Here is a 23,376-nt window from a genome sequence, read left to right as displayed (position 1 = left end):
AGAGTGTTTAGATGAAAAAGTAGATGATAATTTATAAAGGGTGTATTTCTACTATTTGAAAATGTACAGGAAAGGGATGAATCAGGTTTGAGTTATTCCTTTTTTTTATTGGGCGGATGTTGGCATAGGGGCGAGTTCAAGATATAGCTGCACAAGGATTAATAAATCTGTGATTTTATGAAGAATAAACAATGTCTTTTATTGTTTGCTACAATAGATTATATCGATATAGAAATAATCAAATAAGGAAAGAAAACATAGACGACAATTAAATATGTTGGATGTTCAATATTTATGAAATAAGGTATTTGATTTGAAAGATATAGTATATTTAAAGATGATTCTCCTTACATTAAGCGAAATTATTTATTGAAAAGAAAAAGGAAAATTTATGCTGAAATTAAATAGATAATTCGTTTGGAGGGGAAGATGTGAAGAGATTTCTATTGATAATGATTTTACTTTTGATTGTAATTAGCACTATTGGTTGTTCAAGCGGAGTGTATAGCTATGAAGAAGCGATTAAAAAAGGCGATATTGTATATCAGGTTAAAGTTGATAATTTAGAGAGGTTTGAAAAATTCTTAGATAATCTATCTCACAAGAAAGAAGACACTATACGAGTTACAAGCTACACAAAAGAAGGAGACCCTATTTTCGAAGACTTGCAATTCGATGGAAAGAGTATTCAATATACTCATGATAATTCAAACGATGCGTATGCTGGAAATGATAAAGGTATAGAAAAAGATGTTTGTACAAAAATAATTAAGAAGGAAAATGAACAAGGTCAAGATGATTTCTTTGTAAGTGGCTGTTCAAAGGGTGATGACAGATTTCTAATTCGTGTAGAAAAGGAAAAATTAAAGCATAAGTAATTAAAAACGCTTGGTTCAAAACCAAGCGTTTTTTTGTGTCGATTGCATTGCTAATTCGTTTAATAATTCTAATATTATTTAGTTTATGAAATGAACTGTTGTTTCAGTTTTTCTCCACATTATCTGAACTACTTATCGTTAGGAGACCTTGCTTTTCTTTTTAAGTGGCATCATTTTCCCGTATGTACCAAGACGCCAAATGTACTCAAGTGGCCCGTATTGATAACGTGACAGCCACCAGCGGCTAATAAAGATTTGTAACGTGTAGAAACCGACGCAGAATAGTGGTCCTACCCATAATGGAGCAGGATAATAATTTTTGAGTAATAGACCAAATACAAGTAATGTAACAATTGTATGCGAGATGTAATTTGTTAACGCCATTCGGCCAACGTATTGGAACGGGCGTAATATCTTTTGCCATCTTTCTTTTTGTAATAAACGCATGAGCGTGAAAATGTAGAATATGAATAAGGTCTTTCCACTAAACATTGTAAAGACCTGCATATAAATTGGTTCATAAGATGGTTTGGATAAGAAATAACGGACCATGAAGAACCACATTGGTAATGTTAAAATGAACATAATAATTTGCCATTTTTTAAGCTTTGGATCTAACTCTTTCGTGCGGCGGAAAATATCCTTTTTGCCGGCGTATAAACCAAGTAAAAATAGCCCAACTGTTTCTGGGAGCATGAATGCGTTTAGTTCAATTCCATCAGCATAAAATGCATGGAAACGATTTTGTATTTGTGACACCCAGTCTTCTAGTGGCATGATAGGTAAGGAAAATCCTAACTCTGCCTTTGGGACGAATGCAATCATAATACCAGCGAGTAGCATGAAAAATTGAAAAATACTTAATAAAACAATTGCCCATATTAAAATGGTACGAGGTTCTCTCTTATAAAATAAAAATAAGAAAAAACCAGTAATTGCATAAGTATGTAAAATGTCTCCGTCCCATAAAAGAACGTAATGCAAGAAACCAAATAATAATAAAATAAGCAAGCGACGAACAAATAAAGTTTTGGGACGATCTGTTTTCGCCTCAGCACGATTCATAAAAATATAAAAACCTAATCCGAATAAAAACGAAAAAATGGTATAAAATTTCGTTTGAATAAACATATCGTAAAATAGGCGAATGTAGCTGTCTATCCCTTCATAAATTCCTGAAATATCACGTGAGTCAACCCCCGCGATAACAGGCCAGTTAACAAGAAAAATACCTAGTACAGCTATTCCTCTAATAATGTCGATGGAGTGTATCCTCTCGCCTTGTGTGAGATTTTGTGTCATTATTTTCCTCCTTGTTAAGTAATTCCCTTTTATTATACAAAATGTAAGATGGAGGGTATAGGGTATATTTCCATTTTTTTAAACTGTTAAGACAGGCATTATGAGATATAATAAGAGTGCACAGCAAGTTTTAAACTTCTTCAAAACAGGCAGTAAAGCTCCTTCTCGTAAGGGGCTTTCTTTATGAAAGGTGTTGATAATGATTCTCTTTAATGATAAAATATATTCAAAAGTGATAATCATTATCAAAAAAGGTTGGTGCGTGAGTATGGTATATGCATTAGTAGCAGGTACGGTCGCTGTATATGCGGTTATTGCGAAGTATGTTTTAAATGGAGTAGGAACAGCAAAATGAATGATATGACATAAAATCCCTTTCATTTGTAAAAAGAATGAAAGGGATTTTTTATTTTTAATGAGAATATGCTGAAAATTTAGTATGATAGTAAAGTGAAACTGTAATGAGTGGGGAGGTTCATCTTTTTCTGATTATTAGTTTGCAAATAGCGGGATAAAGTATATACATCTTGGATAAAGGGGAACAAGGGGATGACAAACATAGTACAGACAAACGGTATGAAAAAACTTGTTTGTTTTTATGAAGAATGGCAAAAACACGGCGATGCAGAGAATAGCTTAAAGTTATTTGAAGTAATTCAAAAATATAAACAAGAACAGCTTATGATAGCGTTCTGCGGTCACTTCTCTGCAGGGAAATCAACGATGATGAATCATCTATATAAAGCGCAGCTATTACCAACAAGTCCGATTCCGACGAGTGCTAACGTCGTCAAAATTGAAAAAGGAATGGATCGTGTTGTTGTAACGGTTAAATCTGGAGAGCAGTACGAGTATGATGGTGCATATTCAGCTGAAGAATTAAAACAAATTTGTAAAGACGGTGATGAAGTAATTGGTGTTCATATTTATCGTAATGATGCGCCAATTCCTGAAGGGGTTATGTTAGTTGATACACCAGGGATTGATTCAACAGATGATGCCCATCAACTAGCGACAGAATCGACACTTCATTTAGCAGACGTAATTTTTTATATGATGGATTACAACCACGTCCAATCGGAAGTGAATTTGCAATTTGTTAAAGAATTGAAACAACGTAATAAAACGGTTTATCTCGTTGTAAACCAAATAGATAAACATAAAGAAAATGAATTATCTTTTGAGAATTATAAGGATAGTGTGAAACAATCGTTCTCTAACTGGGATATTGAGGTGGATGGCGTTTATTATACATCATTACGAATGATGAACCATCCACATAATGAAATTGGAACCTTAGAAACGTTAATTACTTCTATTATGGAAGAAAAAGAACAGAATGTAAGAAATGGAATGGAAAGAGAAACAGAATATTTATTGGGAGAACATTTCTCGTTCATTCTTTCTGAAAATGAAAAGCATCTTTTGAAATATGAGGAAGAGTTAGCATCACCACTTTCGATTGCAGAGGTAGTTGAAAAAAAGGCAGTGCTAACTGAAACTAAAAATCGTGAGGCTAGTAAAGAATCTTATGTGAGAAACGAATTTATAAAAGGTTTGCAAGCAATATTAGATAACGCGTATTTAATGCCATTTGAAATGAGAGAAATGGCAAATGCGTATTTAGAAACGAAATTAACGAAATTTAAAGTTGGTTTGTTATTTGCGAAAGGGAAAACGGAGCAAGAAAAACAAAGGCGTTTAGATGCTTTTTATTCTACTTTACAAAAGACTGTTGAAACGCAACTTGATTTTCATGTGAAAGAATTTATTGTAGCTTTCTTAAAAGAAGAAGGATTGTTCACAGAGGAAATTGGGAAAGGCATATATGCTTTAGAAATTGCTTTCGGACCAGAAGTACTTGCCGAAGTAATTAAACAAGGTGCAGGTTTCACAGGTGATTACTTACTTCTTTATACAGCGGATGTAGCGAATGAACTGAAGAAACGTTATTTTATAAAAGCACAGCAAATTTTTGATAAGAGTGCGGTAGTTTTAAAGCAAAAGGTGAAGGTAGCAGTTGCTCGTATTGAAGAAGAAATTGAAACATATACAATGTTACAAACAGCGAAAGAAACGCAATTACAATACAGTAATAAATTTGAGGAATATGAGGGTTATTTACAAAATATTTGGCATGATCATATTGCTACACCGGAAGGGTTGCAAATAGATGAGATACTGCAAAATAAACAACAAATTGTTAGTGAGAAATTTACACTACAGGAACAAGAAGTCGTAAGTGCTAACGCAATGGATCGTGAAGAAGAGCTGAAAGGAACGGCAGTATTAAATATTCAACGTATACTAGAAAAAGTAAAAAAAGCTGAAACAATATTAGAACCATTGCCTGCACTGAAACATGTACAGCAAGAGGTAATAGAAAAAAGACGCCGTGTGGAAACGAAACAATTTACAGTAGCGTTATTCGGAGCTTTTAGTGCTGGGAAATCATCATTTGCAAATGCGTTGCTTGGGGATAAGGTGCTTCCTGTATCACCAAATCCGACGACGGCAACGATTAATCAAATTTTGCCGGTCACAGAGGAAAAACCACATGGAACAGTAATTGTTCAGTTTAAATCAAAACAAGCGCTATTAGAAGATATGAAAGCTGTTTATAAGCTGTTTCATTATGAAATTACTACTTTAGATGAAGCGTTATCGCAAATCGAAAAAATTATAAAATATCCGTCACCAAGCGGGAAGCAAAAAACAACATTTAGTTTTTTACGAGCGGTACAAAAAGGGTACGATGCAGTTTCTGCTCATCTAGGGGAACAAGTACAAGTGACATTAGAAGAGTTCTCTGATTATGTAGCAAATGAAGAGAAGTCATGTTTTGTTGAGTATATGGAACTGTATTATGACTGTGCTTTAACGAGACAAGGGGTGGCTCTTGTTGACACACCAGGGGCTGATTCTATTAACGCCCGTCATACGGACGTTGCCTTCCAATATATTAAAAATGCAGATGCTATTCTATTCGTAACATATTATAATCATGTGTTCTCTCGTGCTGACCGTGAATTTTTAATTCAGCTCGGACGTGTAAAAGATACTTTTGCTTTAGATAAAATGTTCTTCCTAATAAATGCGGCCGATTTAGCAGAGTCTGAAGAAGAACTTGAAATGGTAAAAGGTTATATTGCAGATCAGCTACTGCAATACGGTATTAGAAATCCGCGTTTATTTGCAATTTCAAGTTTATGTGCGCTTGAAGAGAAACAAGGAAAGAATATAGAAAAAGAGAAGTACGGCATTTTACACAACTCTGGGATTGCTAAGTTTGAAGAATCGTTTACGTCCTTTATGATGAGAGATTTAATGCTTGTGTCTGTGCATGCTCTATATGGCGCATTACAAGGAGCGAATCACCTTCTTGGCAATATGATAAACGGTGCAAAGCAGGGGAATGATGAAAAAGAGAAGCAAACAAAAAAATATGAAGCAGAGCGTGATCAGCTACTTCATATCATTTCATCATATAGTGTGCTTGCTGAAGAACAAGCGATGCAAAATGAAGTGAAAGAATTACTTTATTACGTGCAACAACGTTTATTCCTACGCTATAACGATGTGTTTACTGAATTTATTAATCCAGCGTCACTTCGAACAGATGGGAATGTAAAAACACAGTTGCAACAGTGTGTTATGGAATTAGTAGCATTTATTCAGCATGATTTATTACAAGAAATGCGTGCGACATCATTACGCCTTGAAAAGTGGATAGATGAAGCGATGAAGCGTGCAAAGGATGAAATTGTAGTGAACTGTAAAGTAGAAAATGAATCAATTTCTATGAGTGGAACAGCGGAGTATGAATATAAAGATATTACACATAAAGAACCATTCCCTTCAGTTGAAATAAAAGATTTCAAAAAAGCACTAGCACATTTCAAAAATGAGAAAAGCTTTTTTGAAAAAAATGATAAAGCTCTCATGCAAGAGGACGCAAAATTTGTATTAGAACCGTTCGTATCAAATTATGTAGCTGATGAAGAAGATTTATTTGTTCATCATTATAAGCAAGAGTGGGATGTAAAATGGAACTTATTCCAAACAGTGATGCAGCAAGATGTAATGAACTATTATGAAAGTATATTATTTGCATTGGCTGAAACGATTGATGTATCCCTATATGAACAAAGTAAAGAACAACTGCAAAACCAGTTGGGAGAAATTGAAAAAGAAATTTATGTTAAATAGTTGTTATGAAAAAAAGATTCGTTCAATTTTCTTTTGTAGTACAGTATCTAAAGATTTTACAAACCCTGCAAATTCATCAGTAGAAATCATATGAGTAAGAACGAGTCGTCTGCCGTCTGGTGTTTCACCGCATAAGACGAATGAAGAAAATTCATATGTTTTGTTTTCTACTACTAATTTTGGATAGGAGTACGTGTCGCTTTTCTTCTTCTTTCCATCAATAGAGATGATGTTGCATTTTTTCTCATTGTTGTCCATGGTGATCCCTCCTTTCTATTACTTATGGTAGACAAGGAGGGTTTAGAACAATAGAGAAGGGGGAATTTTTATGTCTGTTGTAATAGAATGTATTTCGAAAGAAGCCATACCGAAATCTTTATTGCTGCTTGCTGATCCAAGTGAACGGCAAATTGATGTATATGTACAAAGAGGATTAACATATGTAGCTAAGCAAGAGGACATAGTTATCGGTGTATATGTTCTTTTGGAAACAAGGCCGAAGACGATGGAAATTATGAATATCGCGGTTGTAGAGCATCTGCAAGGAAAAGGTATTGGAAAGAAGCTATTAAAGCATGCTGTAGAAACTGCTAAAGGATATGGTATGTATAAACTTGAAGTTGGTACGGGTAATTCTAGTGTTTCACAGCTTGCCTTATATCAAAAATGTGGATTTCGTATTTTTTCTATTGATTTTGATTACTTTTCGAAGCATTATGAAGAAGAGATTATTGAAAATGGGATTGTATGCCGTGATATGATTCGGCTTGCAATGGAATTGAATGAGAAAGTATAACTTATTTATTAGGGGGAAGAGAAGATGGAAGTACATAAAGCAATTACAGCACATTCTCGTAAACAAAATGAAAGTGTAAAAGCATGTTTACAATTAGATGCGCAGCGTGAAGCAGCTATTGAAGCAGCTGTATCTCTTGCGTCAAATGGGAAAGAATTTTCGGTTGATGTCATTAATGTTGTAACAAAGCAAATTAATGATCTTGCAAAAAATGGTGTTACCTTGCAGCGTAAATATGTTACAGAAGAAATGGTTATGGAGTATGTAAGTCGTTTGCAAGAGAAAGAAGGTCGTTAAAGATGATAGTTACAGTCGAATGGTTACGTGAGCATATAGAAGATGAGAACGTCCGTATAATCGATTGTCGTTTTGATTTAGCGAATCCTAATTGGGGTAAAGAAAAGTATGAGGAAGAACATATCCCTCATGCGTTATATTTTGATTTGAATTTAGATTTATCAAGTTCTGTAACAGAACATGGTGGCCGTCATCCATTACCGAATATTGAAGAGTTTGCGGACAAGCTTTCACAAGCTGGTATTGATGAACATACGACAGTAATTGCGTATGACAGTCAAGCTGGCGCAAATGCTTCTCGTTTATGGTGGTTACTCCGTTATGTAGGACATGAGAAAGTATATATATTAGACGGCGGATTTCCTGTTTGGAAAGAGAATGGATTACATACAACAGCGGAAACTCCTGCTGTTATACGAAAAACATTCAAAGCAAACATACAAGATCATATGCTTGTATCGATGGAAACAGTCAGAGAGAATATCCATGCAGGTGCAAATGTTACATTAATCGATTCTAGAGAACCGAAACGTTATGCTGGTGTAGAGGAACTTGTTGACCATAAAGCGGGACATATTCCGACAGCAGTAAACTATTTTTGGAAGGATGGAGTGCTAGAATCAGGAAAATTTAAAAATGAAGCTGAGCAACAAGAACGATTCCAAAACCTTTCGAAAGATAAGGAAACAATTGTGTATTGTGGATCTGGTGTTACAGCGTGTCCGAATATCTTTGCATTAAAATTAGCTGGATTCAAAAATGTTAAATTGTATGCAGGTAGCTGGAGTGATTGGATTTCTTATCCAGAAAATCAAATTGCAAAAGAAGAAGATTAATCACTTGCATGCGAAAATAATTTGTATTAAAATAAGGTCACAAGCAAGAGATTGCTCGAAAAAGATTGTATTTTACACATTGGAAACAATGTGATAATATAACGACAAGTAAATAATACATCCTGCGGTGTACGTAACTTATTTATGTCTAAAACCGATGTTAGTTATACGGAAGCTCAATATTTAGCGACCATCATCAAGCCTTCCTTGTGGAGGAAGATGTACGGTAACTGTGAGGGCATCCACCTGCGAGTAGCGGGTTTTTGGACATTTACGAGGAGCGGCACGTGCGGGGGTCTTATTTCAACTAAACTTATATACAATTCCTACGGTGTACGTAGCTTATGCATGTCTTAAACCAATAAGTTTAATACGGAAGTTCAATATTTAAATGTAGCTAACAGGCCATCTTTTTAAGAGGGAAGTTACAAACATTTGTGAGAGCATCCACCTGTGAGAGCAGGTTTATGGACATCTAGAGAGAACGGCATATGTGGGGCTATATAAAAACCTTACGTTTTATACGTAAGGTTTTTTTGTTGCATAAAAATGTCGATATTATCTTGATTCACCCGTGAAGTTTCCATAATAAATATAGCACTTTCTGTCTTCATCAATCTCTCTCGAATCTAAGGCGAACTCCATATGCATGCCGTCTCGCTGAATATATATAATATCTGAATGAAGGGATGGTAAAATTTCTTCATAGTTCCATACATCTTTACTATCAACTATGTTTGAACTCGTTTCACTTAGTTCCCTAACTTCAAAACCGATGTGGGAGTACGTAGGGTCTGAAGGGTCATTTGCAAACTCTTCTTTTTGAATATAAATAACTGCTGTTCCGTCTGGATCTACTGAAGTTGCAGTAACAACATATGTATTTTTCTCTTTTATAAAATATTCACAAGTCATGCGTGCGATGATTTCAGAATTAGAAATATTTGCGTAGTTCCATAAAGCAGGATACTTTTTCGTTTCATCATTAAGTCGATATTCTAAGCGCATTTTATCCCTCTTCTTCCTTTTTCTTCTACTTTATCATGCTATCTTATATAATAGAAATAGAATTTAAAAAGGGGAGTGCGAAGGTGACAAAAACGAAATGGCTAGTAGGTGGTGTCGTAACGTCTTTAATGACTGGCACTTTATTTGGTTGCGCGCAAGATCTTCCCCCAAAACCGAATGATAATAGTTGTTCAGATTGGGATTGGGATGATGAACTTGGGGTATGGCAGTGTGATGATAGTAGTTCAGGTTATCGTGGGCATTACTTTTATGGTGGAACATACTATAAAAATAAATCCACTTTCAAAAGTTCATCAGCGTTTAAATCGTATCAATCGTCTGCGGAATTTAAAGGGGGAATTGGAAGCGGTTCAAAGGGAGGATTTGGAGGCTAAAATATGTCGCAATACATAAGGAAGCGAAAAGAGTTTTATTCGAAATATCCGAATTTTTGGTCGGATTTATACGAAAGTGAGTATAGTTTGTTTCATGTTTTTTCAATAAAAGAGAAAGCTGTGCAACAAATACAATTAGCTACGGAACGAATGGGGAAAATATTTTTTAAGACTGCTAGAATTCTGCGGAGTTTATCTGACGAGCAGCTTCTAGAGTTTGGTTTTCCACCTGCAAGCTTACCTTTTATTAGAATAAAAGGACTGTATCCTGAATCTGTTATTTCGCGATTTGATTTCGTCTTAACGGATGATAACCAAATTAAAATGCTTGAATTTAACAGCGATACACCAACTTTTATTATGGAATGTTTTCAAATGAATGGAAAAGTTTGTGAAAAACTAGGCTATGATGATCCAAACTTAGGTCAAGAACGATTGCTTTCTTCTGGTGTTACAAAAGCCGTTATGGAAGCGACAAAGGGAATAGACAATCCAAATGTTGTTTTTACAGCGCATCACGAACATATAGAGGATTGGAATACGACTATGTATTTGAGTCGGCTATGCGATGTTGAAAATAAAGTGATGCCAATGTCGGAGCTTAGAATTACAGAGAATGCTTTAGTGGATAGGGATGGAGCGCGGATCGATGTTTTATATCGCCAAACATACCCGATAGAAGATTTAATTGAGGATCAAGATCCTGAAACAGGAGATTTGGTAGGTGTGGAACTGCTGCAACTTGTAAAAGCCGGAAAGCTTTTTATTATAAATCCTTTGTCAGCTTTTTTACTTCAGCCAAAATCAATTCAGTGTCTTATTTGGGGATTAGCAGAAGAAGAGGCTTTTTATACACGTGAGGAACAACAGTGGATTAAAGAATATATGTTACCTACATATTTAGAACCAGATTTATTTTTAGGAAAAGATTCTTTCGTTCAAAAACCTTCATTTGGTAGAGAAGGTGATACAATTACAATCCGCGATAAAGATACGAATATTATGAGTCGAAATGTACATGAAACATATAAAACGTCATTACCGATATTTCAAAAGTATACAGAGCTTCCGATTGTATGTATGGAAACTGAAAAAGGAATGGAGAAACTATCGTATGTGTTTGGGGCGTTTTTAATTGCTGGAAAAGCAAGTAGTATCGGTATACGTGCTGGAGAAAAGATTACAGGCAATGAATCGTATTATTTACCAGTAGGTATGAAGAAAGGGGAAAATAAATGATTAATTTTTTACTATACTTAGCAGTATCACTCGTACTTTTATGTATCGGTCTGTTCCTTATGGAAGTGACAACGAAAGTAAAAGAGTTTAAGCTAATGGCCCAGGGGAACAAGGCGGTAAGTTATGTACTTGGAGGAAGGGTACTCGGGCTAGCTATTGTTTTATATTCGACAGCAGCTAATTCAACTTCACTTCTTGATATGGTTTTGTGGGGAGCTGTTGGTATTTTGGCTCAAATTATTGTCTTTTATTTAGCTGAGTGGCTTACACCACGTTTTAATATAAATAAAAGTCTCGAAGAAGATAATCAAGCAGTCGGCCTATTTCTTATGTTTTTATCACTTTCAATCGGTGTTGTAATCGCTGGTTGTGTAACTTACTAAAAACTTACGTTTTACACGTAAGTTTTTTTCGTTCGTTAACTTGTACTATATATGAAAAAATAGGCTAACAACAGAGATGGCTCTGCTGTAATAAGGAAAAGTTTCCATACAAAGTGTTGACATCTATTTTAAATAAGAGTAACATTTTCTATGTAATGAAATAAGTCTCTGTTAGGTGAGGCTCCTGTATAGAGAAATGCTACTGCCCAAAAATGTCGAGAGACGCCAATGGGTCAACAGGAATGATCGAATTAAGGTTTTTCTTAACGTAGCTGGTAATGTACCTATGCTATACAGTGCTAAAACTCGACGAGGGAGAGGTCCGTAGATTTCTAATTATATTAGGAATCGCTTATTTGTGTATGCAATGACCTTTGCTCTCTTATGAGTAAGGGTCTTTTTTGTTACAAATCTATGAGTAATTTCATAGTATAGATTATAACTATAAAATAAACGAGGAGGTGAGGAACATGTCAAATTCTGACTCGGTTCCGTTACCCATATACTTCAAATCAAAATTATATGATGTAGGCAGGAAACGACTTGTTCCTCCCTCTATATTTATCATAATGTAGCGTGTATTCGAGTAGGTAAGCGCTAGGTACTTTCATGGTAAAATTGATAAATTGAGAAACAAAGCGTTTCTTCCTATGTTGTAAAGGAGGAGACGATAATATGTTATATGCAAACAAAACTGTGGGTAACACGTCATATAAAACAAGTAAAAAATCAATGAAAGAACAAACAATGCTTCAAAAAAATAAAGATTTATTAATTGAAATCGCAACAAGAGATGTAAAATCTGTGTTTGCGTATTTTAAAACAACAAGAGACGGATTATCTATGAAAGAGGCGCAAAAACGTATTCAAGTATACGGCCGAAATGAACTTACTTCAAAAAGAGCACTACTTGCAGAAGTAATGATGAAATTAAGCGGAATGATTCCAGGTCTTTCAAAACAACATGTGCGTGATGGATTACAATGCGAAAAAATTACTGTGTCTAGAGTAGAATGTTCTAGTAGCACAGGGCTAAACACTGAACTGAAAATGATGGATATACCAGTACAAGAGCTTGTACCTGGAGATATGATTTTTCTTTCAGCTGGAGATACAGTACCAGCTGATGTACGTATCATTTATGCAAATGATTTATTAGTAAATGAGTCTGTGCTAACGGGAAACGACGCGAGTATAGAGAAATTTGAGAGTTGCTATCATCTTGAACGTAAACGATTTATTCCGTTAAAACGGATGAAAGATTATAATCCACTTGAACTGGAAAATGTATGTTTCAAAAGTACGTATATTGTTAGTGGAAATGCAAAGGCTGTAGTTGTTTCGACTGGAAAAAATACGTATTCAGGAATATTGCATACTTGTTGTAGTAGAACGTCTTAATGTGTGAATGATGCTAAATATACAAAAACAATGTATAATAGACAAAGTTGAACAAAAACGTAGAATGGTAATCTATTTATATAACCTTACGTGATAACGTGAGGTTATTATTTTTTTAGTAGGAGAGGAATTATGAAAAAAGTATTATTGGTTGATGGTATGGCACTATTATTTCGTGCTTTTTACGCAACAAGTGTTTACGGACAATTTATGAAACGACAAGATGGTACCCCGACGAACGGGATTCATGGTTATATGAAGCATTTATTAACAGCTACGCAAGCGATCGAACCAACGCATATCGTAACGTGCTGGGATATGGGAAGTACAACATTTAGAACGGAATCGTTCTCAAATTATAAAGCGAATCGTGCAGCGCCGCCAGAAGAATTAATTCCGCAATTTGATTTAGTACAAGAAATGACTGCGAAATTATCTATTCCGGTCATCGGTATGAAAGGTTATGAAGCAGACGATTGTATCGGTACACTTGCAAAACAATATTGCAATGAAGCGGAAGTTTATATTTTAACAGGTGATACAGATTTACTTCAACTTGTTGATAAGAATGTTACAGTTATGCTTCTGCGTAAAGGAATCGGAAATTACGAGTATTACACACCAGAGAAAATCATGGAAGAGAAAGGTGTGGAACCGTGGCAAATCGTTCATGCAAAAGCTTTCATGGGGGATACGAGTGATAACTATCCAGGTGTAAAAGGTATCGGTGAAAAAACAGCGTATAAGCTTATTCAAGAGCATGGAACAGTATCAGCTGTACTAGATAACGTAGCTTCATTAACGAAAGCGCAGCGTACAAAGATTGAAAGTGATTTAGAGAACTTAAATATTTCATTACAATTAGCACAAATTCACTGTGAAGTTCCAATTTCATGCTCATTAGAAGAAGGGTTACACACAATGGACGAAGAAAAACTTAGATTCGTTTGTGAAGAAATGAATTGGGGAAGACCTGAAATATTAATAAATATGTTATAAGAAGTAGAAAGGCCGATTAAATATTTTTAATCGGCCTTTCTTTTTGTTCACAAAGTTGTCAGAAAATGAACGGGATTTTCATATGAAGTTCAAATGGAATTCACAACAATCCATTATTATAAGAACAACCAGATAATTCTTTATCTTTTATATAAACCATCCCCCAAGGAGGAAAATGAAAATGCGAAAAAAAGTGAGAAAATCCTTTAAACAATTATTAATAGAAAATAAACAATCACTACTAACTAATAAGGAAAATATGAAAGAAATTGAGGAACGGATTGAGAAACGACATGTAGCATATAACGCAGCCAATAATTAAATAAAATAAAGAAAGATAGCNNGCTATCTTTCTTTATTTTATATTAAAAACAAATACTTAAAATAAACGCTACTTTTCTTATAGTATTTTTATAAAATAGCAAGGTATATTTATAGTGTTTTTCTGCCAATATTTTTCATTTTTTGAGGTTGGAATTGGTATATACCAATTATTAAGATTTACTATTCATAATATTACAAAAAGTGTTACAATACATTCAAATTTACTCTATAAAATCATTTTAATATGAAAAATTGGAATGAAAAGAAAGGAGAGGAATATGAATAATGGTGTCGCTTTGAAATGATTATTATCATTTCATTAGGAGTTGATGTAAAACGAGGGCAAGGTATAAAGAACTGGATTCTATAAAAGGAATTTCATCATTGATAGTAATGGGTTGGTCATCATTCAATGATTTTCTCAGCATTTCAAAATTACAGTTATGTAGATAATAAACCATTTGTTGTATATCTATTAAAAGAAACGCCTGCTCGTCTTATTTTTATTTCACTCGAGTTTAACATTAACAAGCTATGCATTAACGCTGCATTACACAGTGCTATTTTTACTAGGAGCACTAGTTGCGAAGCATAAAAAAATTAATCATTTTTTATAGTAATTGTACTAAAAATAATAAGATTGTATGGCTTTTATTTGCGATTTTGCTTTATATGTATGAAGGGCTTATTGGAGAAATTGACGTGCTCAATAATTTTATATTTCGAGACTACGTAGTAGCGATAAGTGCATGTCTATTTGTCATATTAAGTTTGTCAGTATCAACTTTGTCAGCCTTGCTACGTAATAAATACTTGTTATATTTAGGGAAGATTTTTTACAGTCTTTATTTATACCACACTATATCTTTATTTTCCCTTGTATACATGCTCCATGAAATATTCCCGTTACCTATTGTTTTAATTTTGTCGTTTATTCTTGCAACGATTTCATATTTATTTGTAGAAAAATTTGCTTTCAGAGTTGGGAAGTATGTAACAAAGCAAGCAAATGTAGAGAAGAAAGAGTTATCTGTACAAAATGACTTACAGGATGTTATTCAGACAAAGGCGGTGAAATAATTGAAGCAAGAAATGAGTATAAAAGATTTTCAACAGCTATTGAAAAGAAGATTCGTAACAATCATTTTAACAATGTGTTGTTTAACCGCTTCTTTAGTTCTTATCTCTATGTATGTGTTAAAGCCGTCATATCAATATTCAATACAAATTCTTGTTGGGAATTTAGATGGGTTTAATAAGGAGAATTCAACAAATAAAACACAAGAAAATAAGCAACTCGTAACATCTTACGTAGATATTTTAAAAAGTCCTCTCATTATTTCAACCGTTAAAAAGAATTTAAATTTAGAAGAATCAAGTTATGAACTAGCACAAAAAATTTCGGTGGTAAATACTGATAACTCACAAATAGTTACTGTTACAGTAAAAGATTCTAATCCTAAAGTTGTAAAGGATATTGTAAAAACATTGGCGGAGCAATCTCAAAAAAGTTTTCAGCAGTATACGAATGTACAAGGAGTAAAAATATTAACTGATCCAGAGCTAAAGGAAAATGCTGAAAAATTATTTCCGAAATTTCAACTTATCATCCCTATCTCTTTAATTGTTAGTTTATTTGTTGGTATTGGTTTAGCTGTACTTCGAGATTATTTTGATGAGCGTATATACGTGGAACAAGATTTAGAGAAAATAACAACAGTTTCTGTTATTGGTCACATAAATATGAAGGTAAAAAGAAAATCCTCAGAAGTTGAAACGCAATCGTCTATATATCGAGGTGAACATATTGATGTTTAAAACAAAAAAACAGTTACAGTTCAATCCGCATGATGATGTGATGAAAGAGCAATTTTTTACTGTATATCATGAACTGAAAAAATCAGGAAAACAAGTATTTACAGTCAGTTCGACGAAGGACAGAGGTGTTGTTGCCTCTCTTATAGTAAATTTGGGGTTTGTTTTTGCGGAAATGAAGAAAAAAGTGTTACTTGTCGATATGAATTTTTCAGATCCTAAGCTGCATTTACTATTACAAAACAAACATGTGACAACGGTAAACGATATACTAAGCTCTTCTACTTTAAATTATGAACCTTTTGCTAGTAGTTTTTCTAAATACTTATATTGTATTCCCGCAAAAAAAACCGTACATACTGGAACGCCCTTAGTTGCTATGGATGAATTTGATAATGTAATTGCAAAGTGGAAAGAAGATTTTGATTATATTTTCTTTTATTCATCCGAAGTATTTGCGCTTCCTGCTACTTATATAATTGCGGAGAAATGTGATGGAGTAATCTTGGCGGTCAAAAAAAGAAAAGACTCACTGAAAATGGTGGAAAAAGTAATAGCGGACATAAAGCGGAAAGAATGTGAATTAATAGGTATAGTTTTATATTCTTGAATATGGGGGTAACGGTCCATGATTCGTGAAACTAATCAAGCTAAGTTGTATACTGTTCCGGCTCAAGAAAAGAATAATATTTTGAATCGAAGTGTAAAACGTTTGTTTGATATAATAATTTCACTCATATTGTTACTAGTAACGATGCCAATTATGTTGTTCTTTTGTGTGATGATTATTTTAGAAACATCAGGGGCTCCACTCTATCTTCAAGATCGTTTAGGTATTAATGGGAAGAAGTTTAAGGTGTTTAAATTAAGGTCCATGGTAAATGATGCGGAAAAGAACGGACCGCAATGGGCAAGTGAAAATGATCCAAGAATTACAAAGGTTGGATTATTTATTAGAAAAACGAGAATTGATGAATTACCACAACTTATAAATATATTAAAAGGTGATATGTCCTTTGTTGGACCTAGACCAGAGAGAGAGTATTTTTATAAACAATTTGATGCGTATATTCCAGAGTTCAAGGACCGTTTATTGGTAAAGCCAGGATTAACAGGATGGGCGCAAATAAATGGAGGGTATAATCTTGACCCGGAAGAAAAGTTGAAATTGGATATGGAATATATTGAACTGAAAACGATGAGGATGGACATTCGTATTTTATGTAAGACTGTTTTAATTGTATTAAATGGTAATGGTGCAAGATAAATATACATTTAAACAAACAACATATGTAAGTAGGTTACAAATAAAGGAGAACTGGTATGGGTAGATCCCTTCTAAACAATATTATCCATCTATTTTATAGTACGATTTTAGCTAACCTCCTTCAAGCTGTGAGCTTAATTGCTTTAGCGAATTTCTTTAATGCACAACATTATGGGATGTTTAGTGTTGCCATAGCAGTGACGTTTGTTATGTTATTTTTTACAGATTTAGGGCTTAGTAATACATTCCTTCGTGAAGGTGCAAAGGATGGAGTAGATATAAGAACGATTTTATCTTCTTATATAAAAATAAGAATGGTTTTACTTACTTGTATTACTATAATTGGTTATATTGTTATTCATTATGTGTATGAGGATAGAAATTTAATTTATATGATGATAAACGTAATGTTTTTAATGTTAGTAGGACTAACGTGGCAAAATATAGGGATTGCTTATTTTCAGCTAACAGAACATATGAAATATATAGCGCTTATTAAAGTTGTATCAGCATCTGTGGTCATCATAATTACATGTTTTTGTATTTTCGGAGATTTACCGGTTTATGTAACGGCTCGTTTATATGGATTTGGTTATTTAATTGGTGGTATATTCAGCATATATGTAATGAAAAGAAAGACGAATATTAGTATGAACATCGTAATTCATAAAGCTTTATTTTGGCAATTAACGCCTTTTATTGTTAGTGGTTTTTTAATAATGAGTACGCCGCAATTAGCACCAATCTTACTCAATTACACATTGCCATTAAGTATGGTTGGAATCTTTGCTGTTGCTTATCGAATGCCGGCAGCTTTATATCAAGTACCAGGGGTAATTGCAGGCGCGTTTTTTCCAGTGCTATTTAAACATTATAATCAAAATAATTTAGAAGAGCATACGAAATTAAACTTGCTTCAAATCAAATCAATGACAATTGTGGGAATATGTATGACGATAGGTTTATATAATTTAGCACCATATTTTATTTCTATATTTTTTCATGAGGAATGGAGTAGTGCAGTAGAGCCGCTCCAAATATTATCATTTCTTATTGTTTTACAAAGCTTAAATATCGCTATCGCTGATGGATTAACAACGAGTGGATGTCAAAATAAGAGAACTGCAGTGCAGTGTATAGCATTAGTGATAGGTGGGATTATGCTTTATAGCTTTAGTAGTATTGGTGGAGTGATAGGAGCGGCTTACGCTATGGTTTTATTTGAGATCGTGGCTTTAGTTGGGTATATAGCAGTAAGTGTAGTGAAGAAAAAAATTGTATTCCAAATTGTAATACCTTATACAATTTACTTTGGCGTAACCTTTATTGGTGTGCAATATATATTGCGTACATACAACTTGATTGCACTTGTTCTTCATACGTTAATCGTAGTAGTTGGCATATTACTATATGATCATGAGTTGAAAAACCTTCTTCTTTCGTTTGTAAGAAAAACACGCAAAAAGGATTTTATTACAAAGCAGGGGATATAGTCTATGGAAAATAATATGCAAATTTCGATGAAATGGATTTTCCTTCTAATCTTATTTGTTATGCTAAGTAAATACAATATATATATAGGATTTTCCTTGAAGATATATATGATTTTCTTAGTTATATATTTTTGTTTAACAATTAAAAAATTTCATATTCGAAAGCTATATTTTCATGAAGTTGTATTTTTACTATTCTATTTCATTTATTGTTTAAGTGGTATTCTTTCCATATATTTAAGTGCTAGTATTCGTATGATTTTTGGTGTAATACTTGTTTTAGGATGCTATTTTATAATGAGGAATTTATTGAGTAACACGGAAATCGTAGTACTTGAAGCGTCCATCGTTTACGTAGGATTAGTATTTAATATTGTAAGTTTGATACTCTATATAATCGGATTACAATATTTTGGATTACATGGCGGGGAAGAGAGAGAAATTATTGCTGGGTTATTAGTTGATAGAGGGTATCCAAGATTAATTGGATTATTAGATGACCCAAACATTTATATTTTTTATAATACAATATTTTTCATGTATTATATGACAAATTTATATAATACGACCAATGTTATAGGATTAATTTTATGCGTTACGACGAGTTTATTAACTTTTTCAAGGGGTGGTATATTAGCGATTGTACTTGTCGTTTTTGTATATATATGTATGTCTAGTTTTGCTAAAAAAATAAAAATAATGATGAGTTTAGTATTGTTTGGTGTAGTTATTTTTAGTTTATCGAATAGTGTAATGGGTGGCCAATTGGATGGTATATTGAATAAACGGATTTCTGATTTTGCGCATGATAATGGGAGCGGCAGATTTGCACTATGGGAAGCTGCTATCAAATATTATTTGTCTAATCCATATATCGGTATTGGTGCGTTTAACTTCTCGAATTATTATGAGTATCAGTTTAATGAAAAATTATATGTGCACAATACATTTTTAGAAATTTTATCTGAATCGGGTACAATTGGTTTCCTTTTATATGGCTCATTTTTAACACTTTTAATGGTCAAGTTAACTAAGTATAACTTGTTCCGTGAAAAGCCATATCTGTTATTGACTATGATTGCATTTTTATTTCAGATGATGTCATTGTCACTGATTATTAACGAAGCATTTTTTCTATTTTTAGCGGTTGTTGTGAAATACATTTCAATATATGAAGGAAGGGGAAAGGTAGATGGTAAAATGTCTATCAGTATATAACGAGGCACCTTATGTTTCCGTAATAACACCTTCTTATAATAGTATACGATTTATAGATGAGACGATTGTATCTGTACAGAACCAATCATATGAAAATTGGGAAATGATTATCGTTGATGACGCTTCAACAGATCAATCTGCTTTCAAAATAAAACAAATGATAGAAGGAGATTCACGTATTCGATTATTATCGTTAAAAGAAAATATTGGTGCTGCCAAAGCACGAAATATTGCGATAAAGGAAGCGAGAGGAAAATATATTGCTTTTTTAGATAGTGATGATATATGGTTACCACATAAATTGAAGACACAATTAGCATTTATGGAAGAAAAGAATGTTGCATTTTCGTATACGTCTTATAGTTTAATAGATGAAAATGGTAATGATATGAATAGAGACGTAAATGTACCAGAAGCGGTTGACTATCATTATTTAGCGGGAAATACAATTATTGGGTGTCTAACAGTGATGCTGGATCGTGAGAAGATTTCTTGTATTGAAATGCCCAGTGTGCAGCCCGAAGATACAGCGTTATGGCTGAACTTGTTAAACGAAGGATATGAAGCAAAAGGGATACAGCAAGTATTAGCAAAATATAGAATAGTTACAAATTCTGTTTCAAGAAATAAACTAAGAGCGGCCTTCCGCTATTGGAAGTTATTAAGAGCACAAAAACCACTTAGTTCAGCGCAAATCTTTTACTATTTTAGTAAATATGCTTATCATGCCTATAGAAAAAATAAAATCAATGTAGTTGGGAAGACACAATTATGAATATACTGTTGATGACAGATAAATTGATAACTGGAGGAGCCGAAAGTTACTTCTGCAAATTGGAAAATAATTTGCAATACGAAAATTTTATGGTGTATACAGCTGCAGGAGATGGGGAACTATATCAATCTCTTACTAGAAAAGAAAATTTCATGCTACTTAGTCGATGGAATCATTTGAGAAATATTTATTACTTACGAAACGAAATTAATAAACGAAAGATAGATCTTATTCATGCAAATAGTTTGCGAATGGTATTATATGCTTTTCTACTTCAAAAATTTATTAAGAGAAAGATAATAGTCGTGTATACGAAACATAATATAACGATACTAGAAAAGAAAATGCCAACGATTTTTCGTTACTTAATGAATAAATATGTGAATAACATTATTACAGTAAGTGAGTTTGAAAAGAATAATTTAATTTCTATTCGTGTAGCAGAAGAAAAAATCAAGACAATTTATAACGGGGTGGATATTGAAAAATTTTTATTCCAGCAGAAAAAGAAAAAATCTATTTATAAAGTCGGTATATTAGCTAGATTATCCAAGGAGAAGAACCATCAACTATTTGTTAAAATTGCAAATGTGTTGAAAAAGAGAAATGACTTTTTGTTTTATATTGCTGGTGATGGGCCAGAGAAAGAATCTATTATGAAAGAAATAGAAAAATATGACTTGCAAAAAAGTGTAAAGATGTTAGGGAATATTTCAGAGCCACATGAGTTTATAGGAAATATGGATGCCTTACTTTTATTATCTTTTCGTGAAGTGTTTCCAATGGTAGTAATTGAAGCGATGGCTACAGGAACGCCAATCGTTTCGATAGATGTTGGTGGAATAAATGAAGCGGTAATAGATGGGGAATCAGGTGTTTTGATATCTGAATATTGCGAAAAAGAATTCGCAGATGCGCTTAAGGAATTACAAGAAAATGAAGAAAAGGTGAATGATATGAGAGTGAAAGCGCGAAAAAAAGCGGAAAGAAATTTCTCGTTAACTAAAATGATAGAAGAAACGAAAGATATATATGAATTAAACAAATGATCGTGGAGGTCGTTTGTTTTTTTATTATAGAAACTTTTAAGAGAAAACTCACATATTATATGGAAAAGGTAATATGAGGAGTGAATTTATTTTGTCAGAATATATTTCTTCACAAGAAGATTGTGCACCCGAAAATAGCGTTCATATTGATTGTTTTGGAGCAGTTCCGAACTCAGGAAATGATAGTTCGTTAGCGATTCAACAAGCTATTAATTATTGTGTAGCGAATCGAATTTCGACGGTAAGAATTACAGGGGTAAATACGTATAAAATCTTAAAGCCGATTGTTATTAAATCCAACGTAAGATTAGAGTTAGACCCTACCGTAACGGTGCAAATTGATGGAGATTTTAATGCGTTTGAGCTACAAAGTAATGCTTCTATAACTGGTGGTACGATTCAAGTTATGAATCAAGTATTTCAGTCATCTGTTATTTATGTTTCCGGTTCACAACAAATAGAAGTACCTACTCAATCTGTCATATCAAACATAAATATAATAAATATAACACCATCATATAAAGGAAAAGCTATACATTTTTATTGTCAAAAAGCATGGGATTATATTAGTTTCTTTCAAGTTAACTGTATTCAAATTAAAAACTTTCAAACTGCAATATATTTGAAAACAGAATATGTAGATGATATAAATACACCTTGTTGGATTAACGCAAATGTATTTCAATCTATATTTATTGATGGATGTCAGTATGGAATTGAAGTAGATGGAAATAGTGATTTACCAAATGAAAGTTCAGGAAATACGTTTCATGATATTCAAGTACAATGTAGACAGCAAACAAAAAAAGTAATTCGTTGCACGGGTGCGTATAATACATTTAACTGTATGATTTGGGATACGTACAGGATGAGTAGTGAACCAATTGTAATTGAATTTTCTACAAACTCTCATCGTAACTACCTTTTTTCAAATTTGCTTTCCACAACGATTGTAGATAAGGGGCAATATAATGTTTGTACGTCAACCTATGAAGAATCACTTCGAATTCAGTTACCGATAACATTAAATAAACCGCATTTAATAGGGAATCAAGATGATATTTTAGTAAATGCTCAGCAGAAATATAATATTAAGCAAGTAAGTGGGAAATTACCGTACGGGGGAAATCTCGCAAATTGCTTTAATTTAATAGATGAGCAAAGTGTAAACTATATCGATGTTCCAGATAGTAATCCAGTTGTGATTGAACTGGATTTTACGAAAAATCCAATAAAAATGTTAAATTGTCTTGGGATGTACTTTGGGTGGGGAGAGAGCCCAAAGAAAATTAAAATTGAATATGCATTAAGTGCAACTGGAAGTTGGGTTATCGCATCAGATGTTCCATTAAACGTTGGCGATACAATTATATCGAATATGAAGGCGAGTCAGCTATATAAAGTAAGAATTACATTGAGTGGTTACGCTCAAGACCATAAACGTTTTCGAATTAATCGTATTTTTGCAAGGTCTTCTATGGAAAATGGGAATGCTTGGTTAGCGACAACTGGTGGAAAGATGTTTGGAGATATTGAAATAGAAGCAAGTAAAGGAATAATTATGAAGACTGCTAGTGGAGTGAAATGGAAAGTTACTATTAATGAAGCTGGTCAGCTTATTACGACTAAAATAACTTGAGACGATACTTTTTGTATAACCTTGGACGAGTTACTAGGTAATGCAATGGATTT

At 33.3% G+C, this 23,376-nt stretch carries 22 protein-coding genes, 2 other RNA genes, 1 pseudogene and 1 riboswitch; of the genes and pseudogenes, 22 read left to right on the top strand and 3 right to left on the bottom strand.

Features of this window, described 5'->3' with window-relative positions; genetic code table 11:
• Positions 1 to 431: 431 nt before the first annotated feature.
• Entirely contained in the window at positions 432 to 878 is a 447-nt protein-coding gene (locus tag COC96_RS04835) for a DUF4362 domain-containing protein (protein WP_098267261.1), read from the top strand.
• 138 nt (positions 879 to 1,016) lie between these two features.
• On the opposite strand, the gene COC96_RS04830 is transcribed toward COC96_RS04835, so the two are convergent.
• Positions 1,017 to 2,180: a DUF418 domain-containing protein gene (locus COC96_RS04830; RefSeq protein ID WP_098267262.1), complete on the bottom strand. Its 1,164-nt coding sequence runs from the start codon at positions 2,178 to 2,180 to the stop codon at positions 1,017 to 1,019.
• A gap of 549 nt (positions 2,181 to 2,729) precedes the next feature.
• On the opposite strand from COC96_RS04830, the gene COC96_RS04820 reads away from it, so the two are divergent.
• The gene (locus COC96_RS04820; protein ID WP_098267263.1) at positions 2,730 to 6,389 is read left to right on the top strand and encodes a dynamin family protein; all 3,660 of its coding nucleotides are present in this window, start codon (positions 2,730 to 2,732) and stop codon (positions 6,387 to 6,389) included.
• Between the two features lie 3 nt (positions 6,390 to 6,392).
• On the opposite strand, the gene COC96_RS04815 is transcribed toward COC96_RS04820, so the two are convergent.
• Positions 6,393 to 6,647: a DUF3931 domain-containing protein gene (locus COC96_RS04815; protein WP_097902264.1), complete on the bottom strand. Its 255-nt coding sequence runs from the start codon at positions 6,645 to 6,647 to the stop codon at positions 6,393 to 6,395.
• A 70-nt stretch (positions 6,648 to 6,717) separates the two neighbouring features.
• On the opposite strand from COC96_RS04815, the gene COC96_RS04810 reads away from it, so the two are divergent.
• From COC96_RS04810 to ssrS (COC96_RS04790), 5 genes are all read left to right on the top strand, one after another.
• Positions 6,718 to 7,185 (top strand): GNAT family N-acetyltransferase, encoded by a 468-nt coding sequence (locus COC96_RS04810; RefSeq protein WP_098768379.1) that lies wholly within the window; start codon positions 6,718 to 6,720, stop codon positions 7,183 to 7,185.
• Positions 7,186 to 7,209: 24 nt separating this feature from the next.
• Positions 7,210 to 7,482 (top strand): YpbS family protein, encoded by a 273-nt coding sequence (locus COC96_RS04805; protein ID WP_000451820.1) that lies wholly within the window; start codon positions 7,210 to 7,212, stop codon positions 7,480 to 7,482.
• A gap of 2 nt (positions 7,483 to 7,484) precedes the next feature.
• Entirely contained in the window at positions 7,485 to 8,318 is an 834-nt protein-coding gene (locus tag COC96_RS04800; protein ID WP_098267265.1) for a sulfurtransferase, read from the top strand.
• A 116-nt stretch (positions 8,319 to 8,434) separates the two neighbouring features.
• Positions 8,435 to 8,617: non-coding RNA, 6S RNA (gene ssrS / locus COC96_RS04795), on the top strand.
• Between the two features lie 21 nt (positions 8,618 to 8,638).
• A non-coding RNA gene (gene ssrS, locus COC96_RS04790) (6S RNA) lies at positions 8,639 to 8,822 on the top strand.
• Positions 8,823 to 8,876: 54 nt separating this feature from the next.
• On the opposite strand, the gene COC96_RS04785 is transcribed toward ssrS (COC96_RS04790), so the two are convergent.
• Complete coding sequence (locus tag COC96_RS04785) at positions 8,877 to 9,326, bottom strand: hypothetical protein (protein ID WP_098267266.1); 450 nt, start codon at positions 9,324 to 9,326, stop codon at positions 8,877 to 8,879.
• An 83-nt stretch (positions 9,327 to 9,409) separates the two neighbouring features.
• On the opposite strand from COC96_RS04785, the gene COC96_RS04780 reads away from it, so the two are divergent.
• The 15 genes and pseudogenes from COC96_RS04780 to COC96_RS04710 all read left to right on the top strand — a co-directional run bounded on the left by COC96_RS04780 (position 9,410) and on the right by COC96_RS04710 (position 23,323).
• Positions 9,410 to 9,721 (top strand): hypothetical protein, encoded by a 312-nt coding sequence (locus COC96_RS04780; RefSeq protein WP_098267267.1) that lies wholly within the window; start codon positions 9,410 to 9,412, stop codon positions 9,719 to 9,721.
• 3 nt (positions 9,722 to 9,724) lie between these two features.
• Positions 9,725 to 10,960 (top strand): glutathionylspermidine synthase family protein, encoded by a 1,236-nt coding sequence (locus COC96_RS04775; protein ID WP_098267268.1) that lies wholly within the window; start codon positions 9,725 to 9,727, stop codon positions 10,958 to 10,960.
• Positions 10,957 to 11,343, top strand: a complete 387-nt coding sequence (locus COC96_RS04770; RefSeq protein ID WP_098267269.1) for a DUF350 domain-containing protein — start codon at positions 10,957 to 10,959, stop codon at positions 11,341 to 11,343. The genes COC96_RS04775 and COC96_RS04770 overlap by 4 nt, the downstream gene beginning before the upstream one ends.
• Before the next feature lie 160 nt (positions 11,344 to 11,503).
• A riboswitch (M-box (ykoK) riboswitch) is annotated at positions 11,504 to 11,669 on the top strand.
• A gap of 349 nt (positions 11,670 to 12,018) precedes the next feature.
• Positions 12,019 to 12,744, top strand: a complete 726-nt coding sequence (locus COC96_RS04765) for a P-type ATPase (RefSeq protein ID WP_097902256.1) — start codon at positions 12,019 to 12,021, stop codon at positions 12,742 to 12,744.
• A 132-nt stretch (positions 12,745 to 12,876) separates the two neighbouring features.
• Complete coding sequence (locus COC96_RS04760) at positions 12,877 to 13,743, top strand: 5'-3' exonuclease (RefSeq protein WP_098267270.1); 867 nt, start codon at positions 12,877 to 12,879, stop codon at positions 13,741 to 13,743.
• A 181-nt stretch (positions 13,744 to 13,924) separates the two neighbouring features.
• Complete coding sequence (locus tag COC96_RS04755) at positions 13,925 to 14,065, top strand: FbpB family small basic protein (protein ID WP_098267271.1); 141 nt, start codon at positions 13,925 to 13,927, stop codon at positions 14,063 to 14,065.
• A 395-nt stretch (positions 14,066 to 14,460) separates the two neighbouring features.
• Positions 14,461 to 15,147, top strand: a pseudogene (locus COC96_RS04750) (acyltransferase family protein).
• The gene (locus tag COC96_RS04745; RefSeq protein ID WP_098267272.1) at positions 15,148 to 15,885 is read left to right on the top strand and encodes a YveK family protein; all 738 of its coding nucleotides are present in this window, start codon (positions 15,148 to 15,150) and stop codon (positions 15,883 to 15,885) included.
• Entirely contained in the window at positions 15,872 to 16,492 is a 621-nt protein-coding gene (locus tag COC96_RS04740; protein WP_098267457.1) for a CpsD/CapB family tyrosine-protein kinase, read from the top strand. Before COC96_RS04745 ends, COC96_RS04740 begins: the two co-directional genes overlap by 14 nt.
• An 18-nt stretch (positions 16,493 to 16,510) precedes the next feature.
• The gene (locus tag COC96_RS04735) at positions 16,511 to 17,149 is read left to right on the top strand and encodes a sugar transferase (RefSeq protein ID WP_098267273.1); all 639 of its coding nucleotides are present in this window, start codon (positions 16,511 to 16,513) and stop codon (positions 17,147 to 17,149) included.
• A gap of 56 nt (positions 17,150 to 17,205) precedes the next feature.
• Positions 17,206 to 18,642: an oligosaccharide flippase family protein gene (locus COC96_RS04730; RefSeq protein ID WP_098267274.1), complete on the top strand. Its 1,437-nt coding sequence runs from the start codon at positions 17,206 to 17,208 to the stop codon at positions 18,640 to 18,642.
• A gap of 3 nt (positions 18,643 to 18,645) precedes the next feature.
• Positions 18,646 to 19,860 carry an O-antigen ligase family protein gene (locus tag COC96_RS04725; RefSeq protein ID WP_098267275.1) on the top strand — a complete coding sequence of 405 codons (1,215 nt, stop codon included), beginning with the start codon at positions 18,646 to 18,648 and terminating at the stop codon, positions 19,858 to 19,860.
• Positions 19,835 to 20,635, top strand: a complete 801-nt coding sequence (locus COC96_RS04720; protein WP_098267276.1) for a glycosyltransferase family 2 protein — start codon at positions 19,835 to 19,837, stop codon at positions 20,633 to 20,635. Before COC96_RS04725 ends, COC96_RS04720 begins: the two co-directional genes overlap by 26 nt.
• Positions 20,632 to 21,684, top strand: coding sequence for a glycosyltransferase family 4 protein (locus COC96_RS04715; RefSeq protein WP_098267277.1), 1,053 nt, complete (start codon positions 20,632 to 20,634; stop codon positions 21,682 to 21,684). Before COC96_RS04720 ends, COC96_RS04715 begins: the two co-directional genes overlap by 4 nt.
• Before the next feature lie 91 nt (positions 21,685 to 21,775).
• Positions 21,776 to 23,323, top strand: a complete 1,548-nt coding sequence (locus COC96_RS04710) for a hypothetical protein (protein ID WP_141535951.1) — start codon at positions 21,776 to 21,778, stop codon at positions 23,321 to 23,323.
• Positions 23,324 to 23,376: the final 53 nt, after the last annotated feature.

It is taken from the genome of Bacillus cereus (assembly GCF_002577405.1).
Classification (GTDB): domain Bacteria; phylum Bacillota; class Bacilli; order Bacillales; family Bacillaceae_G; genus Bacillus_A; species Bacillus_A cereus_AU.
The sequence above is the reverse complement of the archived record's forward strand: the minus strand, read 5'-3'. Positions and strand labels throughout refer to the sequence as shown.